Source organism: Kitasatospora sp. NPDC088783 (assembly GCF_044750705.1).
In the GTDB taxonomy this organism is placed as follows: domain Bacteria; phylum Actinomycetota; class Actinomycetes; order Streptomycetales; family Streptomycetaceae; genus Kitasatospora; species Kitasatospora fiedleri.
The window spans coordinates 134,502-157,203 of sequence record NZ_JBIVKJ010000002.1; the positions used below are offsets into that span (position 1 = coordinate 134,502).

General features: G+C 74.5%; 23 protein-coding genes. 7 read left to right on the forward strand and 16 right to left on the reverse strand.

Features of this window, described 5'->3' with window-relative positions:
• Positions 1 to 233: 233 nt before the first annotated feature.
• Positions 234 to 896: a hypothetical protein gene (locus ACIP60_RS05105; RefSeq protein ID WP_400680184.1), complete on the forward strand. Its 663-nt coding sequence runs from the start codon at positions 234 to 236 to the stop codon at positions 894 to 896.
• A gap of 327 nt (positions 897 to 1,223) precedes the next feature.
• On the opposite strand, the gene ACIP60_RS05110 is transcribed toward ACIP60_RS05105, so the two are convergent.
• Positions 1,224 to 2,474 carry a cation diffusion facilitator family transporter gene (locus tag ACIP60_RS05110; RefSeq protein ID WP_400680187.1) on the reverse strand — a complete coding sequence of 417 codons (1,251 nt, stop codon included), beginning with the start codon at positions 2,472 to 2,474 and terminating at the stop codon, positions 1,224 to 1,226.
• 305 nt (positions 2,475 to 2,779) lie between these two features.
• Here ACIP60_RS05110 and ACIP60_RS05115 point away from each other — a divergent pair, with 305 nt between their 5' ends.
• Both ACIP60_RS05115 and ACIP60_RS05120 read left to right on the forward strand, forming a co-directional pair.
• Positions 2,780 to 3,193, forward strand: a complete 414-nt coding sequence (locus tag ACIP60_RS05115) for a hypothetical protein (protein WP_100838103.1) — start codon at positions 2,780 to 2,782, stop codon at positions 3,191 to 3,193.
• 367 nt (positions 3,194 to 3,560) lie between these two features.
• Positions 3,561 to 4,715: a DUF2332 domain-containing protein gene (locus ACIP60_RS05120; RefSeq protein ID WP_400680188.1), complete on the forward strand. Its 1,155-nt coding sequence runs from the start codon at positions 3,561 to 3,563 to the stop codon at positions 4,713 to 4,715.
• Positions 4,716 to 4,722: 7 nt separating this feature from the next.
• Here ACIP60_RS05120 and ACIP60_RS05125 read toward each other — a convergent pair whose 3' ends face one another.
• The 8 genes from ACIP60_RS05125 to ACIP60_RS05160 form a co-directional block, all read right to left on the reverse strand.
• On the reverse strand, positions 4,723 to 5,283 hold the full coding sequence (locus ACIP60_RS05125; protein WP_400680190.1) for a DinB family protein: 561 nt from the start codon (positions 5,281 to 5,283) through the stop codon (positions 4,723 to 4,725).
• A gap of 82 nt (positions 5,284 to 5,365) precedes the next feature.
• The gene (locus tag ACIP60_RS05130; RefSeq protein WP_400680191.1) at positions 5,366 to 5,764 is read right to left on the reverse strand and encodes an HIT family protein; all 399 of its coding nucleotides are present in this window, start codon (positions 5,762 to 5,764) and stop codon (positions 5,366 to 5,368) included.
• A gap of 70 nt (positions 5,765 to 5,834) precedes the next feature.
• Complete coding sequence (locus ACIP60_RS05135; protein ID WP_400680193.1) at positions 5,835 to 6,011, reverse strand: hypothetical protein; 177 nt, start codon at positions 6,009 to 6,011, stop codon at positions 5,835 to 5,837.
• A 207-nt stretch (positions 6,012 to 6,218) separates the two neighbouring features.
• Positions 6,219 to 7,646, reverse strand: a complete 1,428-nt coding sequence (locus ACIP60_RS05140; protein WP_400680194.1) for a S8 family serine peptidase — start codon at positions 7,644 to 7,646, stop codon at positions 6,219 to 6,221.
• Between the two features lie 267 nt (positions 7,647 to 7,913).
• On the reverse strand, positions 7,914 to 9,341 hold the full coding sequence (mycP, locus tag ACIP60_RS05145) for a type VII secretion-associated serine protease mycosin (protein WP_400680197.1): 1,428 nt from the start codon (positions 9,339 to 9,341) through the stop codon (positions 7,914 to 7,916).
• A 90-nt stretch (positions 9,342 to 9,431) separates the two neighbouring features.
• Positions 9,432 to 10,967 (reverse strand): WXG100 family type VII secretion target, encoded by a 1,536-nt coding sequence (locus ACIP60_RS05150; RefSeq protein WP_400680199.1) that lies wholly within the window; start codon positions 10,965 to 10,967, stop codon positions 9,432 to 9,434.
• Positions 10,968 to 11,013: 46 nt separating this feature from the next.
• Positions 11,014 to 11,460: a hypothetical protein gene (locus ACIP60_RS05155; RefSeq protein WP_400680202.1), complete on the reverse strand. Its 447-nt coding sequence runs from the start codon at positions 11,458 to 11,460 to the stop codon at positions 11,014 to 11,016.
• A gap of 141 nt (positions 11,461 to 11,601) precedes the next feature.
• On the reverse strand, positions 11,602 to 12,279 hold the full coding sequence (locus ACIP60_RS05160; protein WP_282205802.1) for an endonuclease V: 678 nt from the start codon (positions 12,277 to 12,279) through the stop codon (positions 11,602 to 11,604).
• Between the two features lie 438 nt (positions 12,280 to 12,717).
• Here ACIP60_RS05160 and ACIP60_RS05165 point away from each other — a divergent pair, with 438 nt between their 5' ends.
• Positions 12,718 to 12,981, forward strand: a complete 264-nt coding sequence (locus ACIP60_RS05165; protein ID WP_400680204.1) for a hypothetical protein — start codon at positions 12,718 to 12,720, stop codon at positions 12,979 to 12,981.
• A 123-nt stretch (positions 12,982 to 13,104) separates the two neighbouring features.
• On the opposite strand, the gene ACIP60_RS05170 is transcribed toward ACIP60_RS05165, so the two are convergent.
• Complete coding sequence (locus ACIP60_RS05170; protein WP_400680206.1) at positions 13,105 to 13,803, reverse strand: RDD family protein; 699 nt, start codon at positions 13,801 to 13,803, stop codon at positions 13,105 to 13,107.
• 112 nt (positions 13,804 to 13,915) lie between these two features.
• On the reverse strand, positions 13,916 to 15,673 hold the full coding sequence (locus ACIP60_RS05175; RefSeq protein WP_400680209.1) for an RDD family protein: 1,758 nt from the start codon (positions 15,671 to 15,673) through the stop codon (positions 13,916 to 13,918).
• 408 nt (positions 15,674 to 16,081) lie between these two features.
• On the opposite strand from ACIP60_RS05175, the gene ACIP60_RS05180 reads away from it, so the two are divergent.
• Positions 16,082 to 16,501: an SsgA family sporulation/cell division regulator gene (locus ACIP60_RS05180; protein WP_400680212.1), complete on the forward strand. Its 420-nt coding sequence runs from the start codon at positions 16,082 to 16,084 to the stop codon at positions 16,499 to 16,501.
• A gap of 199 nt (positions 16,502 to 16,700) precedes the next feature.
• Here ACIP60_RS05180 and ACIP60_RS05185 read toward each other — a convergent pair whose 3' ends face one another.
• The 4 genes from ACIP60_RS05185 to ACIP60_RS05200 form a co-directional block, all read right to left on the reverse strand.
• Positions 16,701 to 18,113 (reverse strand): glycosyltransferase 87 family protein, encoded by a 1,413-nt coding sequence (locus ACIP60_RS05185; protein ID WP_400680214.1) that lies wholly within the window; start codon positions 18,111 to 18,113, stop codon positions 16,701 to 16,703.
• A gap of 323 nt (positions 18,114 to 18,436) precedes the next feature.
• Positions 18,437 to 19,825: an ATP-binding protein gene (locus tag ACIP60_RS05190; protein ID WP_400681521.1), complete on the reverse strand. Its 1,389-nt coding sequence runs from the start codon at positions 19,823 to 19,825 to the stop codon at positions 18,437 to 18,439.
• A gap of 17 nt (positions 19,826 to 19,842) precedes the next feature.
• Positions 19,843 to 20,547 (reverse strand): response regulator transcription factor, encoded by a 705-nt coding sequence (locus tag ACIP60_RS05195; protein WP_400680216.1) that lies wholly within the window; start codon positions 20,545 to 20,547, stop codon positions 19,843 to 19,845.
• Positions 20,548 to 20,744: 197 nt separating this feature from the next.
• Positions 20,745 to 21,050, reverse strand: a complete 306-nt coding sequence (locus ACIP60_RS05200; RefSeq protein ID WP_400680218.1) for a hypothetical protein — start codon at positions 21,048 to 21,050, stop codon at positions 20,745 to 20,747.
• Position 21,051: 1 nt separating this feature from the next.
• Between ACIP60_RS05200 and ACIP60_RS05205 the strand changes: the two genes are divergently transcribed.
• A complete protein-coding gene (locus ACIP60_RS05205) occupies positions 21,052 to 21,273 on the forward strand; it encodes a hypothetical protein (RefSeq protein ID WP_100838087.1) in 222 nt (73 codons plus the stop codon).
• 83 nt (positions 21,274 to 21,356) lie between these two features.
• A complete protein-coding gene (locus ACIP60_RS05210) occupies positions 21,357 to 21,845 on the forward strand; it encodes an Lrp/AsnC family transcriptional regulator (RefSeq protein WP_100838086.1) in 489 nt (162 codons plus the stop codon).
• Between the two features lie 46 nt (positions 21,846 to 21,891).
• Here the strand turns inward: ACIP60_RS05210 and ACIP60_RS05215 are convergent, their stop codons facing one another.
• Positions 21,892 to 22,701, reverse strand: coding sequence for a hypothetical protein (locus ACIP60_RS05215; protein ID WP_400680222.1), 810 nt, complete (start codon positions 22,699 to 22,701; stop codon positions 21,892 to 21,894).
• Between the last annotated feature and the right edge of the window lies 1 nt (position 22,702).

Below are 22,702 nucleotides of genomic sequence, written 5' to 3' on the forward strand. Positions count from 1 at the left end.
CGCACTAAAGTCCCCATACCCTCACCCATTCGGCGTATCGGGTGTTCACTCCGTTGCCGTAATAGATCGGACTTGTTTTCTACTATCCGATTTTCATCGGATCGACACAGCATTGCGATCCGATCGAGTCCGCGCCGCCGACCTGCGCGATCTGACCGGAAGTGATCGATCACACACGCAACGTCACACCCGCTGGCGTCGGTGGCCGTCACGAATTGCCTACCATCGGGCACATGCCCCGCGACGAGTCATCAGCCCAGCGCGCCGCCCGACTACGCCTCGGCCGCCTGCCCGGCTACGTCCGCCAACCCGACCCCGCCAGACGCGGCGGAGAGGACGGCCGTACGTACAAGAAGGGTTGGGAAGTCCGTTTCACGGCGCGCAGCGAAGAGGAGATAACCGAGATCCGCGAGCTGGTGACCGCCGCCGGATTCGCCCCCGCCCGACCCTTCTTCAAGGGCCACCAGCTCATCCAGCCGGTCTACGGCATCGCCGCCGTGCAGGCCTACCTGGCCGCCCGGGAGAGCGTCGAGGCCGCCGAGACCACCGCCCGGACCGACCGCCGCACCGCCGGCATCCCCGAGCAGACCCGCCGCGAGCCCGACAGCGTGGCCGCCGCGGTGCGGGCCGCCGAGAGCGCCGCGGCCGAGGCCGCCGCCGGAGCGGCGGCACGGGCGGGCGGGAGCGCGGGCGGGGCCGGTGGAGGAGCCGTCGGCGGAGGAGCCGTCGGCGGAGCCGCGGATGGGTCCGCCGCCGGAGCGGGCGAGGACGCGGTGCGCACCGGCGAGGCCGCCGGGCGGACGGGCAGTGAAGCGGCGGCGCGGACCGCCGGGAGTGCGGGCGCCACCGTCCGGTTCGGCGGGGCCTCCGCCACCCGGTCGGCGCGCGAGAGCTGAGCCCCGGGCCGGACCAGGGAACGTGACGGTCCGGCCCGCGGACGCGAAGGACCGGCCCGCGGACGCGAAGGCCGTGAAGGGCCCGCGAGCGGGCCCGGGCAACCCCTGAGGCCCTCGGGGTCGCCGAAGCCCTCCGCAGGCCCTACTGGCCCCACTGGAAGGCTTTCTGACGGCACGTCAGCTGCGCTGCCCGGCTTCCTGCTCTCGGCTCGCGGCTTTCGGCTTTCGGCTTTCGATTTGCCGCTTCCCGCTTCCGGCTCGCGGCTTCCGGCTTCCGGCTTCCGGCTTCCGGCTTCCGGCTTCCGACGCCAGGACGCCCGGACGCGGTCAGAGCGCCCCGGCCGGGACGTGGTCGACGTGCACGGTCACGGCCAGCAGCCGGGGGACGGCCCGGATCAGGGCCCGTTCGGCGTCCTCCGCCACCCGGTGGCCGGCCACCACCGTCAGCGCGCCGTCGACCACCACCTCCGCCTCGGCGCGCAGCGCGTGCCCGACCCAGCGCATCCGCACCGCGCCGACCCCGCGCACCCCGTCCACGCCCGCGAGTTCGCGCTCCGCCGCGTCCAGCAGCGCCGGGTCGACGGCGTCCATCAGCCGTCGGCCCACCTCGCGCACCGTGCCGCGCAGCACGCCCAGGATCGCCACCGTGATCAGCAGCCCCACCACCGGGTCCGCGTACCGCCAGCCCAGTGCGCTGCCCCCGGCGCCCAGCAGCACCGCCAGCGAAGTCAGCCCGTCGGTGCGGGCGTGCAGGCCGTCCGCGACCAGCGCCGCCGAACCGATCCGGCGGCCGGTGGCGATCCGGTAGCGGGCCACCCACTCGTTGCCGACGCACCCCGCGAGGGCCGCGGCGGCCACCGCCCACAGGTGCCCGACCGGCTCCGGGTGCAGCAGCCGCTCCACCGCCGTCCACCCCGCCACCAGCGAGGACGCCGCCACCGCCAGCACCACCGCGACGCCCGCCAGGTCCTCGGCCCGCCCGTACCCGTACGTGTAACTGCGGTTCGCCGCCCGCCGCCCCAGCAGGAACGCCACGCCCAGCGGGACGGCGGTCAGCGCGTCCGCGACGTTGTGCACGGTGTCGCCGAGCAGCGCCACCGAACCCGACAGCGCCGCGATCACCGCCTGCGCGGCGGCCGTCGCACCCAGCACCAGCAGCGAGACCCAGAGCGTGCGCAGGCCCTCGGCGGAGGACTCCATCGCCGCGTCGACCCGGTCGGCGGCGTCGTGCGAGTGCGGGCGCAGCAGGTGGGCCAGGCGGTGCCGCAGGCGGGCGCGGGCGTGGCCGTGGCCGTGTTGGTGGCTGCGGTCGTGACTGTGACTGTGATCGTGATCGCGCCGATCGTGCGGGTGAGGGTGGTGGCGCTCGGCGTGGTCGTGGGGCGCGTGGTCGTGGGGCACGCTCCGGTGGGTGGGGAGGGTTTCCGGGCCCCGGACGGTGCCGCCATGCGGGTGATGGTGGTCGTGGGGCTCGTGACCGGGGCGGTCCGGCCGGTCCGGTGTGTGATGGTGGTCATGCCCGTGACTCGGGATTCGCCCGTGAAGGTGAGGCCGGTCACCGATTTCGCGTTCACCCATAGGGCCTACGGTGGCACACCAACTGGCTTGCAGCCACTGCCGATGTACCACCTCTGACCAGGTGCGACGCCCTCGCAACTGCACCGGGCGAGCGACCCCTGCTGACGGGCCGTCACACAACGACCCGAATCCGACCCGGCCCCGGGCATCTCAGCAGACTTGTCACCCACCGCACCCGCCCGAGGGCCTAGAGTGAGCGCTGACGCTCCCGTCCGGACCCAGATCGAGAGGCAGCTGATGTGACTGAACGTCATGTCCCGGCCGCAGACTCGGCATCTGCTGATCGGTCCGCCGAACTTCCGTACGTGTCCGTCGAGTTCGCCGCCTTCTGTGAGCTGCACGAGCCGCGCTACCAGAGCTACGCCCGGGTCTGGTTCCAGGAGCCCGGCGCCGCCCACCGGGTGGTCCGGCTGGCCCTGCACGCGATCGCCGCGGTGTGGCCGACCGTCCTGGAGAGCCCCAACCCGGCCGCCGCGGCCTGGCAGATCCTCCGCGAGACGGTCACCGAGCAGCACGGCACCGCCGTGGCGGCCGGAGCCGCCGGGATCGCCGGGACTGCCGGGCTGCGGCCCGACGTGGAGGGCGACGAGGACCTGGCGATCCTGCACTACGTGGTCGGCCTGGCCACGCCCGAGATCGCGGACGTGATGGGCGGCGACACCGCCAGCATCACCAGCCAGCTCCGCCAGACCCACCGCCGGCGCACCACCGACTGGTGATCCCGCGGGGCCGCTGAGCAGCTGAGCCATCGAGTCCGTCCGGCGTCCCGGCCCCCGGCTCCGCGCCCCCTCGTCGACGGCGCCGGCAGGGCGTGCGGGGCGGCACGCACGCCCCCGGACCGTTCCGCCCGCCCGTGGCGTACCCCCGTGAACCGGGCGCGCCCGCCCGGGCCGATCGCGCCCGATCGCACCCGGAGGACCGGTGATCGACATCACGGCCAGTCGCACTACCCCCCGCGGATCGGGTCGGCGAAGGATGGGGCCGTTCGATCACGCCCGGCGCCCGCACTCGCACCCGACCCACGTGCCCGACACCCCGTGTGCGGCGCCCCGTGTGCGGCGCCCCGGACCCAGACGGAGACCCCGGATGTCCTTCGACCACGCCGTGGCCATGTTCCGCCACCAGGCGGACTCCTGCGCCGAGTTGGGCTCCCCGCTGTCCGCCGCGCTGCTGCACCGGGCCGCCGGTGACCTGGCCGCCGGCGGGCCGTGCGCGGAGGCGATCGCCGGGCACGAGGACGCCCCCGGCCCGAACGCCATCGCCCTGCGACTGCTCGGCGCCGTCCACGCCCTGGTGCTGTCCGGCCGGGCCCCCGACCTCGCCGCGCACTACCCCGACGCGGGCGGCCACTTCGACCCCGCCGACCCGGACGCCCCCTGGCCGGCCTTCCGCGCCGCCGTCGCCGCCCACCTGCCGTTCGTCCGCGAGTGGCTCACCCGCCCGCCGCAGACCAACGAGGTCGGCCGGTCCAACCTGCTGCTCACCGGCCTCGCCTGGGCCCAGCAACAGCTCGCCGACGCCGCCACCTCCACCGCCACCACACCTCCGTTCCCGCTCCCCGTCCGGCTGTACGAGCTGGGCTCCAGCGCGGGCCTCAACCTCCTTGCCGAGCAGTTCCGCTGCGTCTCGGAGGACTTCTCGTACGGGCCGCCGGACTCCCCCGTCGTCCTCGCCGACGCCTGGCGCGGCGAGCCGCCCGCCTGGCTGCGCGACGCCCCGCTCCAGCGGGTGACGGAGCGGCGCGGCTGCGACCCGACACCGATCGACCCGCGCTCCGCCGACGGCGCCCTGGCCCTGCGCTCCTACCTGTGGGCCGACCAACTCCCGCGCGCACAGCGGCTGAACGGCGCACTCGCCCTCGCCGCCCGGACGCCCGCCCCGGTCGAGGCGGTCGGCGCGGCCGTGTTCCTGCGCGGCCTAGAAACGGCGCCGGGCGCGCTGACCGTGGTCTGGCACTCGGTCATACGGCAGTACGTTCCCGTCGACGAATGGCGTTCCGTGGAAGGCGAGTTGGCACGACTCGCGGCCGCCTCGACCCCGTCCGCGCCCTTCCTCCACCTCGCCTTCGAACCCCGCCGGGTCGGCGGCGGGCACCGCTTCCTGCTCACCGCCCGACTCAGCTCCGGCCCCGGCTCGGGCTCCGGCTCCGCGATCACCACGACGCTCGCCGAGTCCGTACCGCACGGCCTGCCCGCGTGGACGCCGGCGCCGGACGACCCGGCCCTCCGGCAGCCGGACTGACGGACCGTCAATCCTTTTGCTGCCCCCTGGTGACGTCGTACCGGTGGTGGTCCACGTCGTGGAAGACGTAGCGGCCGAGGGACGCCACGGTGAACCGGGCGCCGTCGCTGCGCTCGCCGGTGCGCTCCCGGCCGGCGTCCGGCACCCCCTCGTAGGCGCGCGCCAGCCGCTCGGCCGCCGCCCCGACCTCGGCGGCCACCGCGGCCGGGTCCTGCTCCCGGTAGCGGTCCTCGACGGCGGTGGCGTCCTGGTCCCAGTCGGGGAACACCGGGTCGTCCTCGGCCAGCATCAGCCGCAGCCGCCCCTCGATCGTCCGGAACACGTCCCGCACGTGGCAGGCGTACTCGAGCGGCGACCACACCTCCGGCGCCGGCCGCTCCCGCAGCCCCCTCCCGTCCCCGCCCTCGCCGTCGGCCTCGCCCTCGGCCAGCAGCTCGGCCCAGAACCGCCCGTTGCCCCGGATCAGGCCCGGTACCGCCTCGAAGGGGATCGCCGAAGTGTCCAACCCGCATTCGGCGCAAGGACGTTCGAGGACCCAGGTCCAGTCCTTGGTGTCAGGAGTGATCATGCCCCCAGGATGGCCGCCCGGACGACCACCCGGCCAGCAGCAGGAATGCCACCGCCCATCGAGATCCCGCCAAACCCGCCGCTCAGCCCCCCAGCACCTCGGCCAGCCGCCCGGCGAGTTCGTCCATCCGCTCCGCGGGCACCGCCCGCCCGCCGGCCCCCAGCAGCCCGAACACCCGCGGCCCCCGCCACTCCACCGGCAGTTCCCCCGCCCGCGGCACCACGTGGAAGTGCACGTGCGCGAACCCCTCCGCCTCCCCGAACTGCGCCACGTACGCCTTCCGGCACCCCGTCACCACCTCCAGCGCCCGGGCCAGCCGCACCTGCCACACCCCCAGCGACGCCGCCTCCGCCCCGGTCAGCTCCGCCATCGACTCCAGGTGCCGCCGGGGCAGCAGCACCAACCACCCCGGCAGCGCGCAATCCACCGCGTGCGCCACCCGCCAGTGCTCGTCCACCGCGATCCGCTGGTACCGCGGCAACCGCTCGAACTCAGCCTCCCGCGCGCACGCGTAACACTCCCCACCCCTCACCCGGCCGCCCCCCTTCCGCTCAGCCCTGCCCCACCACGTTGACCCGGCAGACCGAGGACGTCGGCACCAACCCCGGCAGCAGCCCGTCCAACAACCGCGCACACACCTCCTGCTGCTGCTCGTCCCGCAGCCCCTCGGCCCCCGCCGTCCCCGAAGCCCCCACCACTCCCGCCACCGCCACGACCAACCCCGCCACCGCACACTTCCACCGCACCACGGCAACCACCTCCGAACATCCGACGACACAGTCCCCTCTCCCTACCCACCCGCCCTCACCCCCCACGCCCCCCTTCCCCCATCCGTGGGCGTGTCGCCCCCGCCCACGCCGACGGCCCCCCGCCGGGCCACCGGGCACCTGCCCCGTGGCCCCGCGAGGGGCCGTTCTTCCTCCGCTCCGACCCGCTCAACTCCGGTACGGATTACCCCCGGCCGGCGGCTGCTGCGGATACCCCGGCTGCCCGGCCTGCTGCTGCGGCGGGTACACCGCCTGCCCCGACTGCTGCTGCGGCGGATATCCGTACCCGGCCGGCTGCTGCTGCGGCGTCTGCTGCTGATACCCGTACCCCGGACCACCAGGGCCGCCGGGCGCACCCGGACCGCCCGGGCCCCCGGGCCCGCCACCGTTGCCGCCGTTGTTCTTCGAACGACGCACGAGCACCACGACCACCACGATCACGATCACGGCGAGCACACCGCCACCGACCGCGACCAGCATCCCCGTGTTGCTCTTCTCGTCACCCGCGTCACCGCTCGCCTGCGGAGTCGCCGAATTCCCGGCACCGGCCGACGGCGCCTTCGAAGCCGGGGACGACGGCGCGGACGAGTTACCACCCGACCCGCTGTAGTCCGGCTCCGCCCGGCCCAGCAGCGGGTTCTCCTTCGGCCCGTTGTCCACCGCCGGGTTCGCCGCCAACGCCCCGGACGGGGACGCGATGCCGTACCCGTACTTGTCGTTCGGGAACGAGCCCTGGCCGTCGGGCTTGAAGGCACCCTTGGTGATCCGGTTGATGACCTGCCCAGCCGACAGGTTCGGGTACTTCGACCGCACCAGCGCCGCGATCCCCGACACGATGGCCGCGGATTCGGAGGTACCGGAAGCCGTCGCGTACCCCTGCTTGAGGTCGGCCCGGTGGATGCCGTCGGCCGGAGCCGCCAGGGTCACCTGCGGGCCGGTGGTCGACTTCGGCCAGATGCTTCCGTCCTCCGCGACGCCCGACACCACCACCACGCCCGGGAAGCCCGCGGGGTAGTCGATCGGCACACCGGCGTGGTTCCCGGAGGCCGACACGAGGACGACGTCCTTCTGAATGGCGTACTCGATGGCTCCCCGGTATCCGCTGTCGCTCGGATTCCCGCCGTAGAAAGACATGTTGATGACCTTGGCACCGTGGTCGACGGCGAACCGGATCCCCGCGCCGAAGTCCACGTTCTCGGCCGAACCAAGATCGTCACTGAAATCGAACTTGACCGGAAGGATCTTCGCCTTGGGCGCGATGCCCATGACGCCGGCTTTGTCGCCGTGCCCGTGCGCAGCGATGTCGGAAGCCATCGCCGTGCCGTGGCCCTCACTGTCGGTCCGGCCGTCCCCGCCCTTGCCGGTGAGGTCGAGACCGGGGAGGACCTGCCCGGCCAGGTCTGGATGACTGGCGTCGACGCCGCTGTCGATGACCGCGACGATGACTTGGTCGCCCTGGCTCACGGACCAGACATCCTTGGCCATGCCGTACTTGTTCAGTACCCACTGCTGCTGGCGATCCTGGTCCGCCGCCGCCGGGACAGCACTCACACCCCACAGCAAGGCCCCCGCAGCGAGCGCGGCCAGACCGCGCACGGATCGGCTGCTCCCCATTCCCCGCTCCCTTGTTGAAATGTTGAAAGGCCACCCGGAAGGCTGTACGGCCCACCGAGCGACCTAGTAATTCCCGGCCGCGCTACCGGCCGGCCGCCATTCCGTCCTGCTCGACTCTTAAGCCGATCAGTGCCGTTCCTTCACAGGTCCCGGACGTCAACGGGCCTTCCGCAGCCCGGCCAGGGCGCGATGCCCACTGGCCGGGCTGAGGAAGGCCACGTTCTCCGCCCAGTGGTCAGACGGGCCGACTCAGCTCTGATACGGGTTCCCCCCGGCCGGCGGCTGCGGCGGATAGCCCGGCTGCCCGGCCTGCTGCTGCGGATACCCCGCCACCTGCTGCCCCTGCGGATATCCGTACCCGGCAGGCTGCTGCTGATACCCGTACCCCGGACCACCGGGGCCGCCGGACGCACCCGGACCGCCCGGGCCCCCGGGCCCGCCACCGTTGCCGCCGTTGTTCTTCGAACGACGCACGAGCACCACGACCACCACGATCACGATCACGGCGAGCACACCGCCACCGACCGCGACCAGCATCCCCGTGTTGCTCTTCTTGTCACCCGCGTCACCGCTCGCCTGCGGAGTCGCCGAATTCCCGGCACCGGCCGACGGCGCCTTCGAAGCCGGGGACGACGGCGCGGACGAGTTACCGGCCGACCCGCTGTAGTCCGGCTCCGCCCGGCCCAGCAGCGGGTTCTCCTTCGGCCCGTTGTCCACCGCCGGGTTCGCCGCCAACGCCCCGGACGGGGACGCGATGCCGTACCCGTACTTGTCGTTCGGGAACGAGCCCTGACCCTTCGGCTGGACGGCGCTCTTGATCATCCGGTTGATGACCTGACCCGCCGACAGGTCCGGGTACTTCGACCGCACCAGCGCGGCGACCGCCGAGACGAAAGCCGCCGCGTCGGAAGTACCGTCGCCCGAGGCGTACCCCTGCTTGAGGTCCGCGTGCATGATGTGTTCAGCGGGGGCGGCCAATGTGATCTGCGGGCCCGTGGTGGACTTCGCCCACAGATCGCCTTGCTCGGTCACTCCCGAAACCGCCACCACTCCCGGCGCAGCCGCCGGGTAGGAGACCGGAATGCCCGGCGTGTTTCCGGAGCCACCGACAAGGACGACGTCCTTCTGGACGGCGTACTCGAGCGCCGAGCGGAGCTCCGGTGCGAAGCCGGCCCCGGCGAAGGACATGTTGATGACCTTGGCGTTGTGGTCGACGGCGTAGCGAATGCCCTTGGCGATATCCGCGTCGCTGCTGCCGCCATCGGCCTGAGTCTTTTCCCGCAGAGAGACCCGGATCGGAAGGATCTTCGCCTTCGGGGCCAGTCCCATGGCGCCTTCGTTGTTTCCGTGGCCGTGCGCGGCGATGTCGCTGGCCATGGCCGTCCCGTGACCGTCGGTGTCGGTCCGGCCGTCCGCGCTACCGCCGGTGATGTCGAAGCCGGGGAGGACCTGCCCGGCCAGGTCGGGGTGGCTCGCATCCACGCCGGAGTCGACGACTGCCACGATCACCCCCTCGCCCTGGCTGATCGGCCAAACCCGCGTGTCGGCCCCGTAGTTCTTCAGGGCCCACTGACCCTCGCGGATCTGGTCCGCCGCCGCCGGGCCGGCGCTCACGCCCCACAGCAGGGCTCCCGCAGCGAGCGCGGCCAGACCGCGCACGGTTCGGCTGGTCGTCAAGCCTCGTCACCCCTCGTTGAGCGGCCGCCCCACAGACCCTTGAGTCTGCAGGGCGGCCAGGTAATGTCCGACTGTTCTACTGACCGAACGTCATTCGACCACGTTCGGATTGGCGTTTCCGCCGGAGGCCCAGGTCTCCTCGTCCTCCACCAGGTAGTCCGGGCGTTCCGAGGTGCCCTTCTTGGCGCGCTTGCTCGACTGGCCGTGACCGGCCATGCCGGCGCCGTGCCCGGCCGCGCCGCCCTGGCCCGTGCCACCGGCGTGACCGGCACCGGAGGCTCCGGCGCCCTGGCCGAGGCGGCTGCGGCCGATGCCCGACCCGCCCTCGGAGAAGGCCCGGCCACCGGCACCGCCGTGCGCCGCCTCGCCGACCATGCCGCCGGCCCGACCCGCCAGGCTGCCGCCGGAACGGCCCCGGAGGCCCGCGCCGCCACCGGCACCGCCCGCTCCGGCGCCACCCGCTCCGGCGCCACCGCCGAGACCGCCGCTGCCCGTGCCACCGGCCCGGCCGCCGGCACCGGCTGCGCCGCCCGCTGCGGAGCCGCCCGGACCAGTAGCCCCGCCGCCCAGGCCGTTGGAACCGAACGTCCCGGCCTTGGACACGCTGTTGCCGCTGAACCCGGCGCGGGCACCGAGACCGGTGCCACCGGCCAGGGTCCCGCCGCCGCCACCGATCAGCCCGCCGGCGGTGCCGCCGAGGCCGCCACCACCGAGGCCACCGCCACCGGTCCCGGGCACACCGCCGGACACGGTGGGGCCGCCGATCGTCGTGGTGCCGCCGCCGCGGACGCCGCCGGTACCGCCGTGGATGCCGTCGATGCCCGTGCCCGGGCCCTTCGGCTGCGGAAGGGCGTTGGCCGTTCCACCGGAGATGCCCGCGTCCGTCGGACGGACCACCGCGGGCTTGACCTGCGGTGCCTGCGGCGTCCGGCTGCTCGACGTGCTCTTGAGCGAGGTCTGCGAGCCGGAGGAGCCGCTCACCCGCCCGGTGGGCTGGACGAGGCCGGTGCTGATGCCCGCGATCGCCGCGACGAGACCTGCGGCGCCCCCGTTGTCCGGCGGCGTCACCTGCGACTTGTCGTCCTCGATCCCGGTTCTCGTCGGAGGCTGCAGACGGCTGGCGGTGGCGCTGTACTTGGCTGCCAGCACCTGCATCACGCCGACCGCCTCCTGCTTGCGCGTGTCGGCGATGCCCTGCTGGGTGTCCGCGTCGGTGACGCCGACCGACTCCTTCGCGGCGTCGCTGATTCCGTCGCCGACCTTGTCCCAGAACCCGGGCTCCTCCGGCATGTCGCTCTTGGCCTGGTCGATCGCCTCGGACATCAACTGCAGCGCGGTGGCCGTGTGGTCCGCATGGGCGGCCAGAGCACTGACGCTGTCGGCGAGCGTGATCATGTGCGTCTGGAAGGCGTCGCTGGTGCTGCCCTGCCACGTGCTGGTGGCATCGCCGGTGGCGGTGGTCAACGCGCTCTGGATCTGCGTCAGGGTCTGGTGGGCTCGACGCCAAGGATCTGCTGCGGCCATGACCGAACCGGAGTCCATCGAGTGGACCATGGAAATCAACTCAGCGTGGCTGTGGGTGGAGAAGTCGGTGACCACGCCGCCACTCTGGTCGAGCATCCTCATCGTGCAGCACCTCGCCCCATGTCTGCTTCCCTGCTCTTGCGCGCCGTCACCATTGCGGCCTCGTCGTGGTCGTCGGCTGGCTCGTCGTGGTCGTCGTCGGCGGCGTGGACGCGGCCCTCTGCCGTGCGTCCAGCTCCGACTGGCTCCAGGTCGTGGTCCAGCCGTCCTGCGTCAGCGTCATGCGCTTGCGGGTGTCCTGCTCGTGCTCCTCGTAGTTCGCCGCGGTGTGGTCCGCGTTCTGCTGCGCGGTGTCGATGGCGCTCTGGATGTCGCTGAGAAGAGTGCTCAGTTGAGTGCGCATGACGTTGTACTGCTGGTACAGCTCCTGTGCCTCGGGGAAACTCCCGAACGCCGACGAGCTGACCCCGCTCGGGCCGTAGACCACCGAGGTGCTGGCCCCGCTCTCGTACTCGCTCAGCAGACCGCGCACTTGGGCCGCGAACGCCCGCAGGCTGTCGACCTCGACCTCGAAGCCCTTACCGCTGGTGCTCATGTGTCTCGTACCTCCCCCGTACCTGCTGCCCCGCGCGACTGCCGCTCGACCGCCTGGGGCCTGAAAGAAAGTTGGCTCCAACCTCTATGTCTAACACATGGAACGGGCCGTCAACACGCCCCCTGGTGGGTGCGGGTGGGGTCAGGTCGCGGCGAGGGCCCGGCGGCAGAGGGAGTCGGCTCGGCGGGTGGTTTCGGGGAGGCGGTAGGAGGGGGTGAGGGCGAGGGTGACGGCGGTGGCTTCGTCGAGGCCGATGCGGTGGCCGACGGAGAGGAAGACGGGTTTGACGCCCTGGCGGGTGCGCAGGGCGCGGCCGACGGTTTCGGGGCCGTCGAGGAGGGGGGTCCAGGCGCCGCGGTGGTCGTCGGGGGGCCGGTGGGTGAAGGTGAAGGGGTTCTTGGCGATGCCGAGGGTGGGGAGGCCGGTGTGGACGCCAAGGTGGCTGGCGAGGCCGAGGCGGCGGGGGTGGGCCAGGCCGTAGCCGTCGCAGACGACGAGGGCGGGGGTGCGGGTGAGGCGGGAGAGGGCGTCGAGGACGGCGGGGAGTTCGCGGAAGGCGAGCAGGCCGGGGAGGTAGGGGAAGGCGACCCGGCCGACGGCGGTGGCCTCCTCGACGACGTCGAGGGTGGTGTAGTCCAGCAGGACGGCCGCGGCGGCGACGACGTCGCGTTCGTCGTCGTAGGCGACGTCCACGCCGGCGATCAACGTGCCCGGGCGGCGCGGGGGTTCGGGTCCTTCGGGGACGACCAGGGGGCGCAGGCGTTCCTGTTCGGCGCGGGCGGCCTCGGCGGTGGTGGGCCAGTCGGCGGGGACGGTCATGGCGGGGCTCCGGGGGGCAGGGTCGGGAACGGGCGCGGCGGGCGGCGGGCGGCGGCGGTCGGCTCCCGGCGCGTTCCGCGGTGCTCGGCGCCGCCCGCCCCGCCCGCACGTGATGTCCGCACGTGATTTCCGTACGCACGTTAGCGGGCGGCCCCGGGGAGCCGTCCGGCCGGTACGGCGGCGCGCTGCCGGGGTGTGAGTCCGTGCGCCCCCCGTGCCCCGGGGCAGGTCAACTTCCGGCGGTTAGCCTGTACTTGCTGTTCCCGCTCCGCCCGTTCCCGTCGAGCCGGGTCCCCGCCCGTCGCTCACCCGCCGTTCCCCGTCGCTCTCCCCGCTCCGCGCGAAGGGTCGTCCGCCATGCCGCGCCCCGCCGTTCCGTCCCGTGCCGTCACCGCGTCCCGGGCTGCCGGGCTCGTGTCCGGGAGCCGTTTCAGTGCCGTGCAGTTGGGGGTCGGCGCGCTGATCGCGGTGGTCGCCGCGGTGGCGCTGCTGGCCGTGTCCGGGGAGACGGGGGTGTGGCGGATCGCGGTGCTGATCGGCTTCGCCGTCGCGCTCGGGACGCTCTCGGCCGTCCTGCTCTCCCCCGCCGCCCGCCGCCGTCCGCCGCGGGCGCTCGCGGCCGGGCGGGCCCCGTGGGCCGCCGAACAGCCCGCCGCGGCCACCGCCGCCCGGCAGCCGGTGTACGCGCACCAGTCCCGCTGAACCCCCGCCGCTCCGGTCCACCGGAGGCGTCCGGAGCAGGGCGGGGCACGCGAAGACTCCCGGGCCGGCGGCAGGTGAACGACTGCCGCAGGCCCGGGGCCCAGGGAGATGCCCGACCGGTCGTCAGCCGGTCGAGACCACCACGGTCTTGGCCGCCTTGTCGTGGACGCACTGGCGGTAGGGCTTGTCGAAGACGCCGAACAGCCCGTCGATCGCCCACCAGAGGCCGCCGCAGCAGATCAGCGCGGGGACGATGAAGGTCGCGGCGCGGGTCCAGGCGGCCGCCGAGGTGGGGGCGGAGCCGTCGGCGAGCATCGCGACCCGGACCTTCATCAGCTTCTTGCCGAGGGTCTGGCCGTCCCGGCTGAGCATCAGGCCCTCGTAGACCAGGTACAGCGCGCAGCTGAACCAGAAGGAGCCGATCCAGCCGCTCTGCTTGTTGAAGTGCAGGAACGGCAGCAGCACCGCCACCGCGATGACCTGCACCATGACGTAGTCGACCAGCCGGGCCAGGATGCGCGCGCCCCAGCCGCCGAGCGCGGGCATGCCGGGAACGGGCCCCGGACCGGGGCCGGGGCCGGGCCCGCCGTAGGGGTCACCGGGGCCGCCGGGTCCGCCCGGGCTGCCGGGAGCACCGGGCGGGGGGCCGTAGCCGGGGGGCCGGTCGCGGTCGTAGGGGGAGCCCGAGCCGGCCGGCGCACCGTACTGGCCGCCGTAGCCGGGCGGGCTGTCGTACGGGCTGCCCGAGGACGGGGGCTGCTTGTCGAAGGAAGGCCGTCCGCCCTCCTCCGGCTCGGTTCCGGAGGGGTCGCTGGTGCTCATGGCACGAGTAGACCACCGCGAATACTACGATGTTGGGATATTTGATCCGTTTCCGCCCGTTTCGCAGTGTTCCGTTCGGACAGGTGGCGGACCACGGGCGGCTGACGGCGGGTCAGCCGCGTTCCACCCGCACCACCCGGGTCCGGGCCGCCCGGTCGTGCCAGCCGCGTCGGGCGGTGCGGTCCAGCAGCGCGGCGGCGGGGCCGAGCAGGACGGCGGTGCCCAGGCCGCGCACCAGCCAGCGGACCAGCGAGCGGCCGAACCCCGGCGCACCGGCCCCGCCCGCGGCGACCACCCGGACCCGGGCCAGCCGCTTGCCGAAGGTCTGCCCGGTCCGGGCGATCGGCAGCACCTGGTAGAGCAGCCCGAACACCAGCAGCACCCCGAGCAGCACGCCCACCCGGCCCAGCACCGTCCCGTCCAGCAGCCACACCTGGTGCTGACGTCCCGTCATGCGCGCGGCCAGCTCCGCCTGGTCGATCTTCTGCTGAACGTGCGCGCGCACCGTCCCGGCCAGCGGCACCGCGACGGCCGCGCCGACCACCGCCGTGACCGCGCCGTCCACCAGCCAGCCGAACGCCCGCGCCCCCACCCCCGCCGGTACGGGCGCCGGGGCCGCCGGCCGCCGCTTCCCGACCCCGGCGGCCGGAGCGGGACGGCGGGCGGACGCCCCGGTCCGGGGTGCCGCGGGCTCCGCGGCCCGACGCGGCGGACGGACCCGCTCGCTGGTGACGTGCGCCGTCCGCGGCTCCCGCCCGGGCGGCTGGGCCTTGGCCGCGGCCGGAGTCCGTACGGGCTCGGGCTCGGGCTCCAGCGCGGGCTGAGGCGTGGGCGCAGGCTCGGGTACGGGCTCGGATGCGGATTCCTGCTCGACGCCCCAGGACACCCAGCGCGGCGCCCCGCCGGTCTCCATCAGTCCGCGCTGCGCCTGCGGATCGGCCCGCCAGCCCGAAGCGGGGTCAGCCGAGGACGGCTCCGGCTCCGGCTCCGACAGCGCTTCCGTCAACTGCTCTGGCGTCGGCACCGGTTCGAACAGCGCCCCGGGCCCGGCGGACAGGCCCACCGAACCGTCGCCGCCGTCACCACCGGCCCCGTGCCAGGGCGTACCGCCGAGCGGCTGCGCGGCCCGCGGTTCCGGCTCCTCCGCCATGGGCGCGGGCACGGGCAGTTCCAGCGGCCGGACGGCGGGCTCCACCCCGCGCACCCCGCGCACCTCCCGCCCGCCCTGCGGCGCGACGACGGCACCGGCCGGGGCGCCCGGTCCCGCACCGGCACCCGCGCCGAGGTTCAGCGCGGCGGCGGTGGCCCAGGACTCGGCGGTGACCGGTTGCAGCCCGCTCCCGGCGACCGCCCACGGGGCCGCCTCGACCGGGCGCAGCGGCTCCACCGCGTTCCGGGGGCGGACCTCCAGCTCCCCCGGCCCGGCGGTCGCCGCGTACTCCCCCGCGCCGGAGCCGGAGCCGGTGCCGGAGCCCGCGCCAGGTTCGCCGCCGGGCCCGGTCGGCACCGGCCCGGTCGGCTCCGGGTGGATCGGCTCCGGGTGGACCGGCACGGCGAAGACGGCCTGGGCGGTGGTCTCGTCGAAGTAGATCGGTCCGGTCTCGACCAGCGGGCCGGTGGGTGCGGCGGGGACGAGGCCGGGCGGGGGGTTGTAGGGGGGCGCGGTGAGGTAGCGGGCGACGAAGCGCGGCGGGTCGAGCGGTTCGCCGGGGGCGGGGGCGGGGCGGCTGGTGCCGGGGACCCAGGCGTGGCCGGCCCAGTAGCGGAGGAACCCGGGGACCGAGGGGTCGGGGTAGTAGCCGGGCGCTCCGACCTCCCCGGCCAGGGTCGCGCCGAGGGTCGAGCCTGCGGTGGAGGGCCGGTCCGTCATTGCGTCGCGTCTTCCTTCGTACCGGCACCGCGGCGTGCGGGTCTGCGGACGTGCGTGGGGGGAGCCGCGGGCGGAGAGTCGCCGGGCAGTCACAAAGGGTAGTACCTGGAGCGACCTCGTCCCCCTGGTTCACCGGAACTCGTGAAACGAGCGGGGACACGTGGTACCGCAGGTGCCCCCGGTGGTGGTGGGGGGCGGCCCGGGGTGGTGGCGGGCGGTGGTCGGCGCGGTCCCGGGTGCCGGTGTTCCCGTCCGGAACAACCGGGGCGGGGCGGAAAAGGTTCTGGAGGTTCGGCGGGAAAAAAGTTCGCCGGAAAGTCTCGGAACCCGTGTAAGAGTCCGCGGCGGCCCCGCTCTCGGCTGGTGCGGGGCCGAACGGCGGCCCCGGGTGGCGGAGAGGTGAGGGCGATGGCCGGACAGTCGACCGGAGTGGTGGAGCAGGAGCTGGAGCTGAGCCTGGTGCTGTCGCCGGAGCGCAGTGTCCCGGTGGCGGCGCGGTTGTCGTACGGGAGCCACGACCCGTTCGCGGTGTACGTGACGTTCCACCTGGACAGCGGGACGCCGGTGACCTGGGTGTTCGCCCGGGAGCTGCTGGTGGAGGGGACGTTCCGGCCGTGCGGTCAGGGCGACGTGCGGATCTGGCCGATTCGGTCGGGGCGGCGCAGCCTGCTGTGCATGGCGCTCAGCTCGCCGGCCGGCGACGCGCTGCTGGAGGCGCCGCTGCCGACGGTGGCGGCCTGGCTGGAGCGGGCGCACCGGCTGGTGCCGCCGGGGGCGGAGCTGGAGGCGATGGACCTGGACGGTTCGCTGGCGGAGCTGCTGGCGTGAGGGGGCGTGCGGGCCGGCCCCGGGCGCTGGCGGCGGCGCACGCACGACCGGCCCACGGACCCGCGGCGGGCCCGACCCGTCCGCCCGGCCGTCCGCCGGAGCGCCCGCCCTCGGGGCGTCCGGGGCGGGCCGAGACGCCGGGGCGGGCCGAGATGCCGGGGCGGGCCGAGACGCCGGGACGGGCGGTCGGCGCCGGGGTTCAGCGGGCCGCGGGGGCCTTCTGCGCACCGGCGCTGCCGAGCCCGTCCACGCCGGTGCGCGGGGCGGGGACGCGCACCAGCGGGGCGCCGGCCGCGCGTCGCCGGGAGCGGACCCGCAGGGCGGCGACGGCCAGGAAGCAGAGGCCCATCAGCGGGTAGACGCCCGCCGGGAACTGCTTGAGCGGCGTCAGGTGCAGGTCCAGGTCGCCCTTGTGCGGGACGATCCACATCGCGAAGGAGAGGAAGCCGAGCAGCGTCAGGCCGAAGATGACCCGCCAGCGCCGGTGCCGGACGGCGGCGGGACGGGAGCGCTCGTGCGCGGCCTCGGCGGCGAGCAGCACGAGCACGGGGACGCACCACACCCAGTGGTGGGTCCAGCTGATCGGGGAGACCAGCACGGCGGTGACCAGGGCGGTGCACACGCTCCAGGCGTCGGCGCGCGGCGACCAGTGGGCGCTGCGGTGCGTCCAGACGGCGACGGCGAGGCCGGCGGCGGCGACCAGCACGCCGAGCAGGGTGGCGGCGGCGCCCGGGGTTTCGAGGTGCGTCAGCCGGGCGACCAGACCGCGCAGCGACTGGTTGTCGACGATGACGGTCTTGCCGACCCGGCTGGAGTCGAACAGGTACGTCGTCCAGAAGCCGCGGGTGGCGTCGGGGAGGAAGAGCGCGCCGATCAGGAAGGTGCCGACGAAGGTGGCGCCGGCCACGAACGCGGCCCGGACCCGGCCGGTGATCAGCAGGTAGACGGCGAACAGGCCGGGGGTGAGCTTGATCCCGGCGGCGATGCCGATGGCGACGCCCTTGCTGCGGACCCGGTCGGGGCGGGTGAGGTCCCAGAGGATCAGGCAGGCCAGCGCGAGGTTGATCTGGCCGTAGCGCAGGGTGGTGAAGACCGGTTCCAGCCAGACACCCAGTCCGGTGACCAGCAGGATGCCGATCGGCCGCAGGTCGCGGCGCGGCCAGCCGACCAGTTTGAAGGACAGGTGGGCGAGGGCGGCGAGCAGCAGCACGTTCCCGGCGGTGACGGCGACGCGCAGGAACGGCAGGCCGAACCAGGTGGTCGGCACGAACAGCATCGCGGCGAACGGCGGGTAGGTGGCGGGCAGGCTCCACTCGGTGACCCGCAGCGCGTACAGGTCGTGGCCGTCGGCGACGGCGGCGCCCTCGGCCCGGTAGACCACCATGTCGACCATCGAGGTGCCGACGAAGTGCCGCACCGTGGCGTAGGCGAGCAGCGAGACCAGGGCGACCGCGCCGGCCAGCAGCAGCGGGCGCCGGGGGGCGGCGCGCAGGGCCTCGACGGCGGCGGTGAGCTGTCGGCCGGGGGCGGTCAGGGCGCGCTGCCAGGCCGGGACGGGCGGCCGGTCGGGGCTGCCGGGGGGCGTGCCGCGTTCCGCTTGCACCGTGCTCACTGTCTTGCTCCGTCCGCCGTCGACCTCAGCTGGGCCAGCAGCCGACACTACCCGAACGGCCGTCGGCCGCCACCGGTCGCGGTCGGCCGACGGGAACGCGCGGATCCGGGGCCGCGCACCCCGGCGGTGGCAGGCGTCGGGCGGGGCGTCGGGCGCCCTCGTCCGGGCCGGGGCGTCATGAGGAAGCGTTGGCCGACGCTTAGGACGTGCTTAAGGGAGGGGAGCGACGCCGAGCCGTCGCCCCCGCGGTGACGGCTCCCGTGCCGGCACCGGTGGTCCCGGCCCCCGGCCCTCGCGGAGGGTCGCAGTCCTCGCGGAGTGCCTCAGTCCTTGCGGATCAGCCGGCCGGTGCGGCGGCGCTGCTGCCTGGGCAGTTCGACCGTGGTGCGGGTGTTGAGCCGCACCGCGATCTCGGCGCCGCCGAGGACGGCGGAGCGGCCGAGGACGACGTCGCCGCCGGTGCCCTCGGCGAGCTTGCGGACGATGTCCAGGCCGAGGCCGGTGGAGCCCTCGCCGCCGTGCCCGGCGCCGCGGCGGATCGCGGTGTCGGGGTCGGTGAAGCCGGGCCCGCCGTCGCCGACCAGGAGGGTGACCGCGTCCTCGGCGGTGACCACGTCGACGGCGAAGGGGGTGCCGACGGCGGTGTGCCGGAAGACGTTGCCGAGCAGCGCGTCGACGGCGGCGGCCAGGTCGCCGCGCTGCACCAGGACGGGCGCGGGCGCCTCGTCGCCGGCCAGCTGCCAGGGGCGTCCCTCGTCCTCGGCGAGCGCGGACCAGAACGCGACCCGGTCCCGGACCACCTCGACGGCGTCGCAGCCGAGCACGACGGGCGGGGCGTCCACCGGGTCGCGGCGGGCGGAGCGGATGATCTGGTCGACCTCCCGTTCGAGCTGGGAGACGGCGTGCCGGGTGGCGTCGGCGGCGTCGCCCCCGCCGAGCGCGGCGGCGTTGAGCCGGAGCACGGTGAGCGGGGTGCGCAGCCGGTGCGACAGGTCGGCGGCGAGTTCCCGTTCGGCGGCGAGCAGGTGGACCACCCGGTCGGCCATGGCGTTGAACGCGTAGGCGGCCTCGCGGAGTTCCTCGGGCGCGCCGGCCGCCTCGCGCCCCTCCACCGGGATCCGGACGGTGAGGTTGCCGGAGCCCAGCGAGCGGGCGGCGGTGGCCAGTCGGCGGGCGGAGCGGATGATCCGGGTGCCCATCCGGTCGGCGACCGCGACGGAGACCGCGACCAGGGCGAGCGCGACGCCGGAGAGCACCAGCCAGGCGGTGCCGACGCCGCGCGACAGATCGGAGTCCGGGACGAACACCTCGACCATGGCGACCCGGCCGTCGTCGACGGCGACCGGCTGGAGCAGCGCGTAGCCGCCCTCGACCCGGACGGTGCCGGCCCGGACGGTGCGGGTCCAGCCCTGGCTGTCGGCGCTGGGCAGCTGGTCGTTGTCGGTCCGGGCGCTGCCGACCGTCGCGCCGCCGGGCAGGTGGACGGCGAGCCGCTCCCGGGCGCCGGAGTCGGTGGAGGCCATGGCCTTGGCGATGGCCTCCTGGTCGGTGGTGATGGCCAGCGCCGGGCCGAGGGCGGCGGCCTGCCGCTCGGCGGCGGTGAACGCCCGGTCGCGGGCGGTCTGCTGGACCATCAGGCCGAGCGGGATGAGGAAGGCGAGCGCGACCATGACGGTCCCGGCGATGGCCGCCTTGACCATCGCCCAGCGCAGCGAGCGGAGGACGCGTTTCACGTCGCGCCCCCGACCGGCACGGCGGGGGCCTCCAGCCGGACGCCGACGCCGCGGACGGTGTGCAGGTAGCGCGGGCTGGAGGCGGTCTCGCCGAGCTTGCGGCGCAGCCAGGACAGGTGGACGTCGATGGTCTGGTCGCCGCCGTAGGTCTGCCGCCACACCTCGGCCAGGATCTCCTTGCGCGGGACGACCACGCCGGGGCGGGCGGCGAGGAAGGCCAGCAGGTCGAACTCGCGGCGGGTGAGGTCGAGCCGCTGTCCGTCGAGCAGGGCCTCGCGGCGCTGCGGGTCGATGGCGAGGCCGCCGACCCGGAGGATCTGGGGGGCCGTCAGGGCGCCGCCGCCCAGTCTGCGCAGGACGGCGGCCATCCGGGCGGTCAGGTGTTCCCCGGAGAAGGGTTTCACCAGGTAGTCGTCGGCGCCGTCGTTCAGCAGCCGGACGATCTCCGCCTCGTCGTCCCGCGCGGTGGAGATGATCACCGGGACGTTGGTCAGTCCGCGGATCATCTTGAGCGCCTCGCTGCCGTCCAGGTCGGGCAGGCCCAGATCGAGGACCACCAGGTCGCAGCCGACCTGGGCGACCTCGCGCAGGGCTTCCAGCGCGGTGCCGACGGAGCGCACGGCGTGGCCGGTGTCGGCCAGATGGCGGATCAGGGCGGAACGCACAAAGGGGTCGTCCTCGACCACAAGCACTGTTGCCATGGGGCTGCACGGTACGGCATGGCAGCCTACTGGTCTGTACCTCGGGGGGCCCGTGAGCGGCCCGGTCCGGGGCCCGGCTTGAGCTTCTCTGAAGCCGGCCGCGCTTTTTCCACAAGGTTTCTGCGAATTGTCCGGCCCACTGACCTGCCCGTGACCTTCGTACGGCAGGATGGGCCCGCGATGCGGAGCGGACTGGTTCAACTGGGCGCCTGGACGGCGGCCACCGGAGCAGCGGTGGCGTTGTCCTGGCTCGGCGTGCACGCGGTGCTCGTCGACACGGTGTTCGAGCAGCCGGTGGCGGTCCAGCTGCCCTCGGTGGCCTCCTCGACCCCGGCGGGGACGCCCCCTCCGCCCGCCCCCAGCAGCGCTCCGCCGCCGTCCGCGGCGGCGCCGAGCCCGAGTCCGGACCCGGACCGGGCGCCGGGGGCGACCGCGCCGGCCCGGTCGACGGCGTCCGCGACCGCGACCGCGACGGCCCGGAAGAGCGCCAGCCCGCCGAGCACGGTGCACAGCTACCCGATGCTGGGCGGCCGGGTGGCGCTCGACGTGCGGCCCACCGAGGCCCGGCTGGTGTCGGCGGTGCCGGAGGCCGGCTGGTCGATGCAGGTCTGGCACGGCGACCAGTGGCTCCAGGTCAACTTCTCCCAGGACGACCGGGTCTCCACCCTCATGGTGTCCTGGAACGGGACCGAGCCCAACGTGCAGACCTTCGTCGTGGGCAACTGACCGGTCCCCGGACCGGACCGGCCGCACCATGTCGCTCGACGCCCGACCGCCCGCACCGTCCGCCCCGCCCCTGGAGCCGCCCCGTGCCCCCGCAGCCCGACGCCATCGACGCGCTGGACGGAAAGCTGATCCGGCTGCTCGCCGAGGAGCCGCGGATCGGCGTGCTGGAGTGCTCGCGCCGCCTGCAGGTGGCGCGCGGCACGGTGCAGGCCCGGCTGGACCGGTTGCAGGCGCGCGGGGTGATCGGCGGCTTCGGCCCGCAGGTGGACCCGGCGGCGCTCGGCTACCCGGTGACGGCGTTCGCCACCCTGGAGATCTCGCAGGGGCAGGGCGCGGACGTCCGGGCGCACCTGGCGGCGGTGCCGGAGGTGCTGGAGCTGCACACCATCACCGGCCACGGGGACATGCTGGTGCGGATCGTGGCCCGGTCGAACGCGGACCTGCAGCGGGTGATCGACCGGGTGGTGGGGTTCGACGGGATCGTCCGGGCGTCCACCGCGATCGCGCTGGAGAACCCGGTGCCGTTCCGGATCCTGCCGCTGGTGGAGCAGGCGGCCGGGAACGGGTCCTGACCGGGGCCGCGCCCGCGCCGTGACGCCCTGCTGGCGCGACGTCCCGTCAGCAGTGCGGGACGGCGGTGCCGTTGTTCAGTGCCTGGAGCGCGGCGATCGAGTCGGCGAGGGTGTCCACCGGCACCAGCTGGAGGCCGTCGGGGGTGTTGACCTTGCCCTGCGCGCACTCGCTGCGCGGCAGCAGGAACACCGTGGCCCCGGCCGCGCGCGCCGCCCGGGTCTTGAGCGGGATGCCGCCGACCTGGCCGACCCGCCCGTCCGGGTCGACCGTGCCGGTGCCGGCCACGTCCCGTCCGCCGGTCAGGTCGCCGCCCCTGCCGTCGCCGGCGATCTTGTCGACGATGCCCAGTGCCAGCATCTGGCCGCCGCTCGGGCCGCCGATCCGGCCCAGGTCGATGTCGACCTTCACCTGGTCCGGCGACAGGTGCAGGTAGTTGAGCGCGGCCAGGGTGGCGCTGTCCTGCGACTGCGTCATCTGCTGCTGGGTCGCCTCGTCGGCCTCGCCGCTGTCGCTCTCCGGGTAGACCTCCTCGGTGGGCACCACGGCCTGCTTCGGGTCCACCCAGGCGGTCAGCGAGTCCCAGAGGGTGTTGCGCTGGCCCGGGTTGGTGGCCTCGACGGTGACCACCCGCAGCTGCCCGGTGGTCGGGCGCTGCGGCGTCCCGCTGATCCGGATCACCGGGTTGTCCCCGTTGTACGCGCCCAGGGTGTCGGCGGTGTCGCCGGGCGACTCCAGGGTGTAGGGCAGCGGTACGAACGCGGCCACCGCGAGCAGCGCGAGCACCGGCAGCGCGCAGAGCGCGAGCGCGCGGGTGCGCGGGGCGGTCAGGGCCGGGGGCAGGTTCTGGGAAGGCACA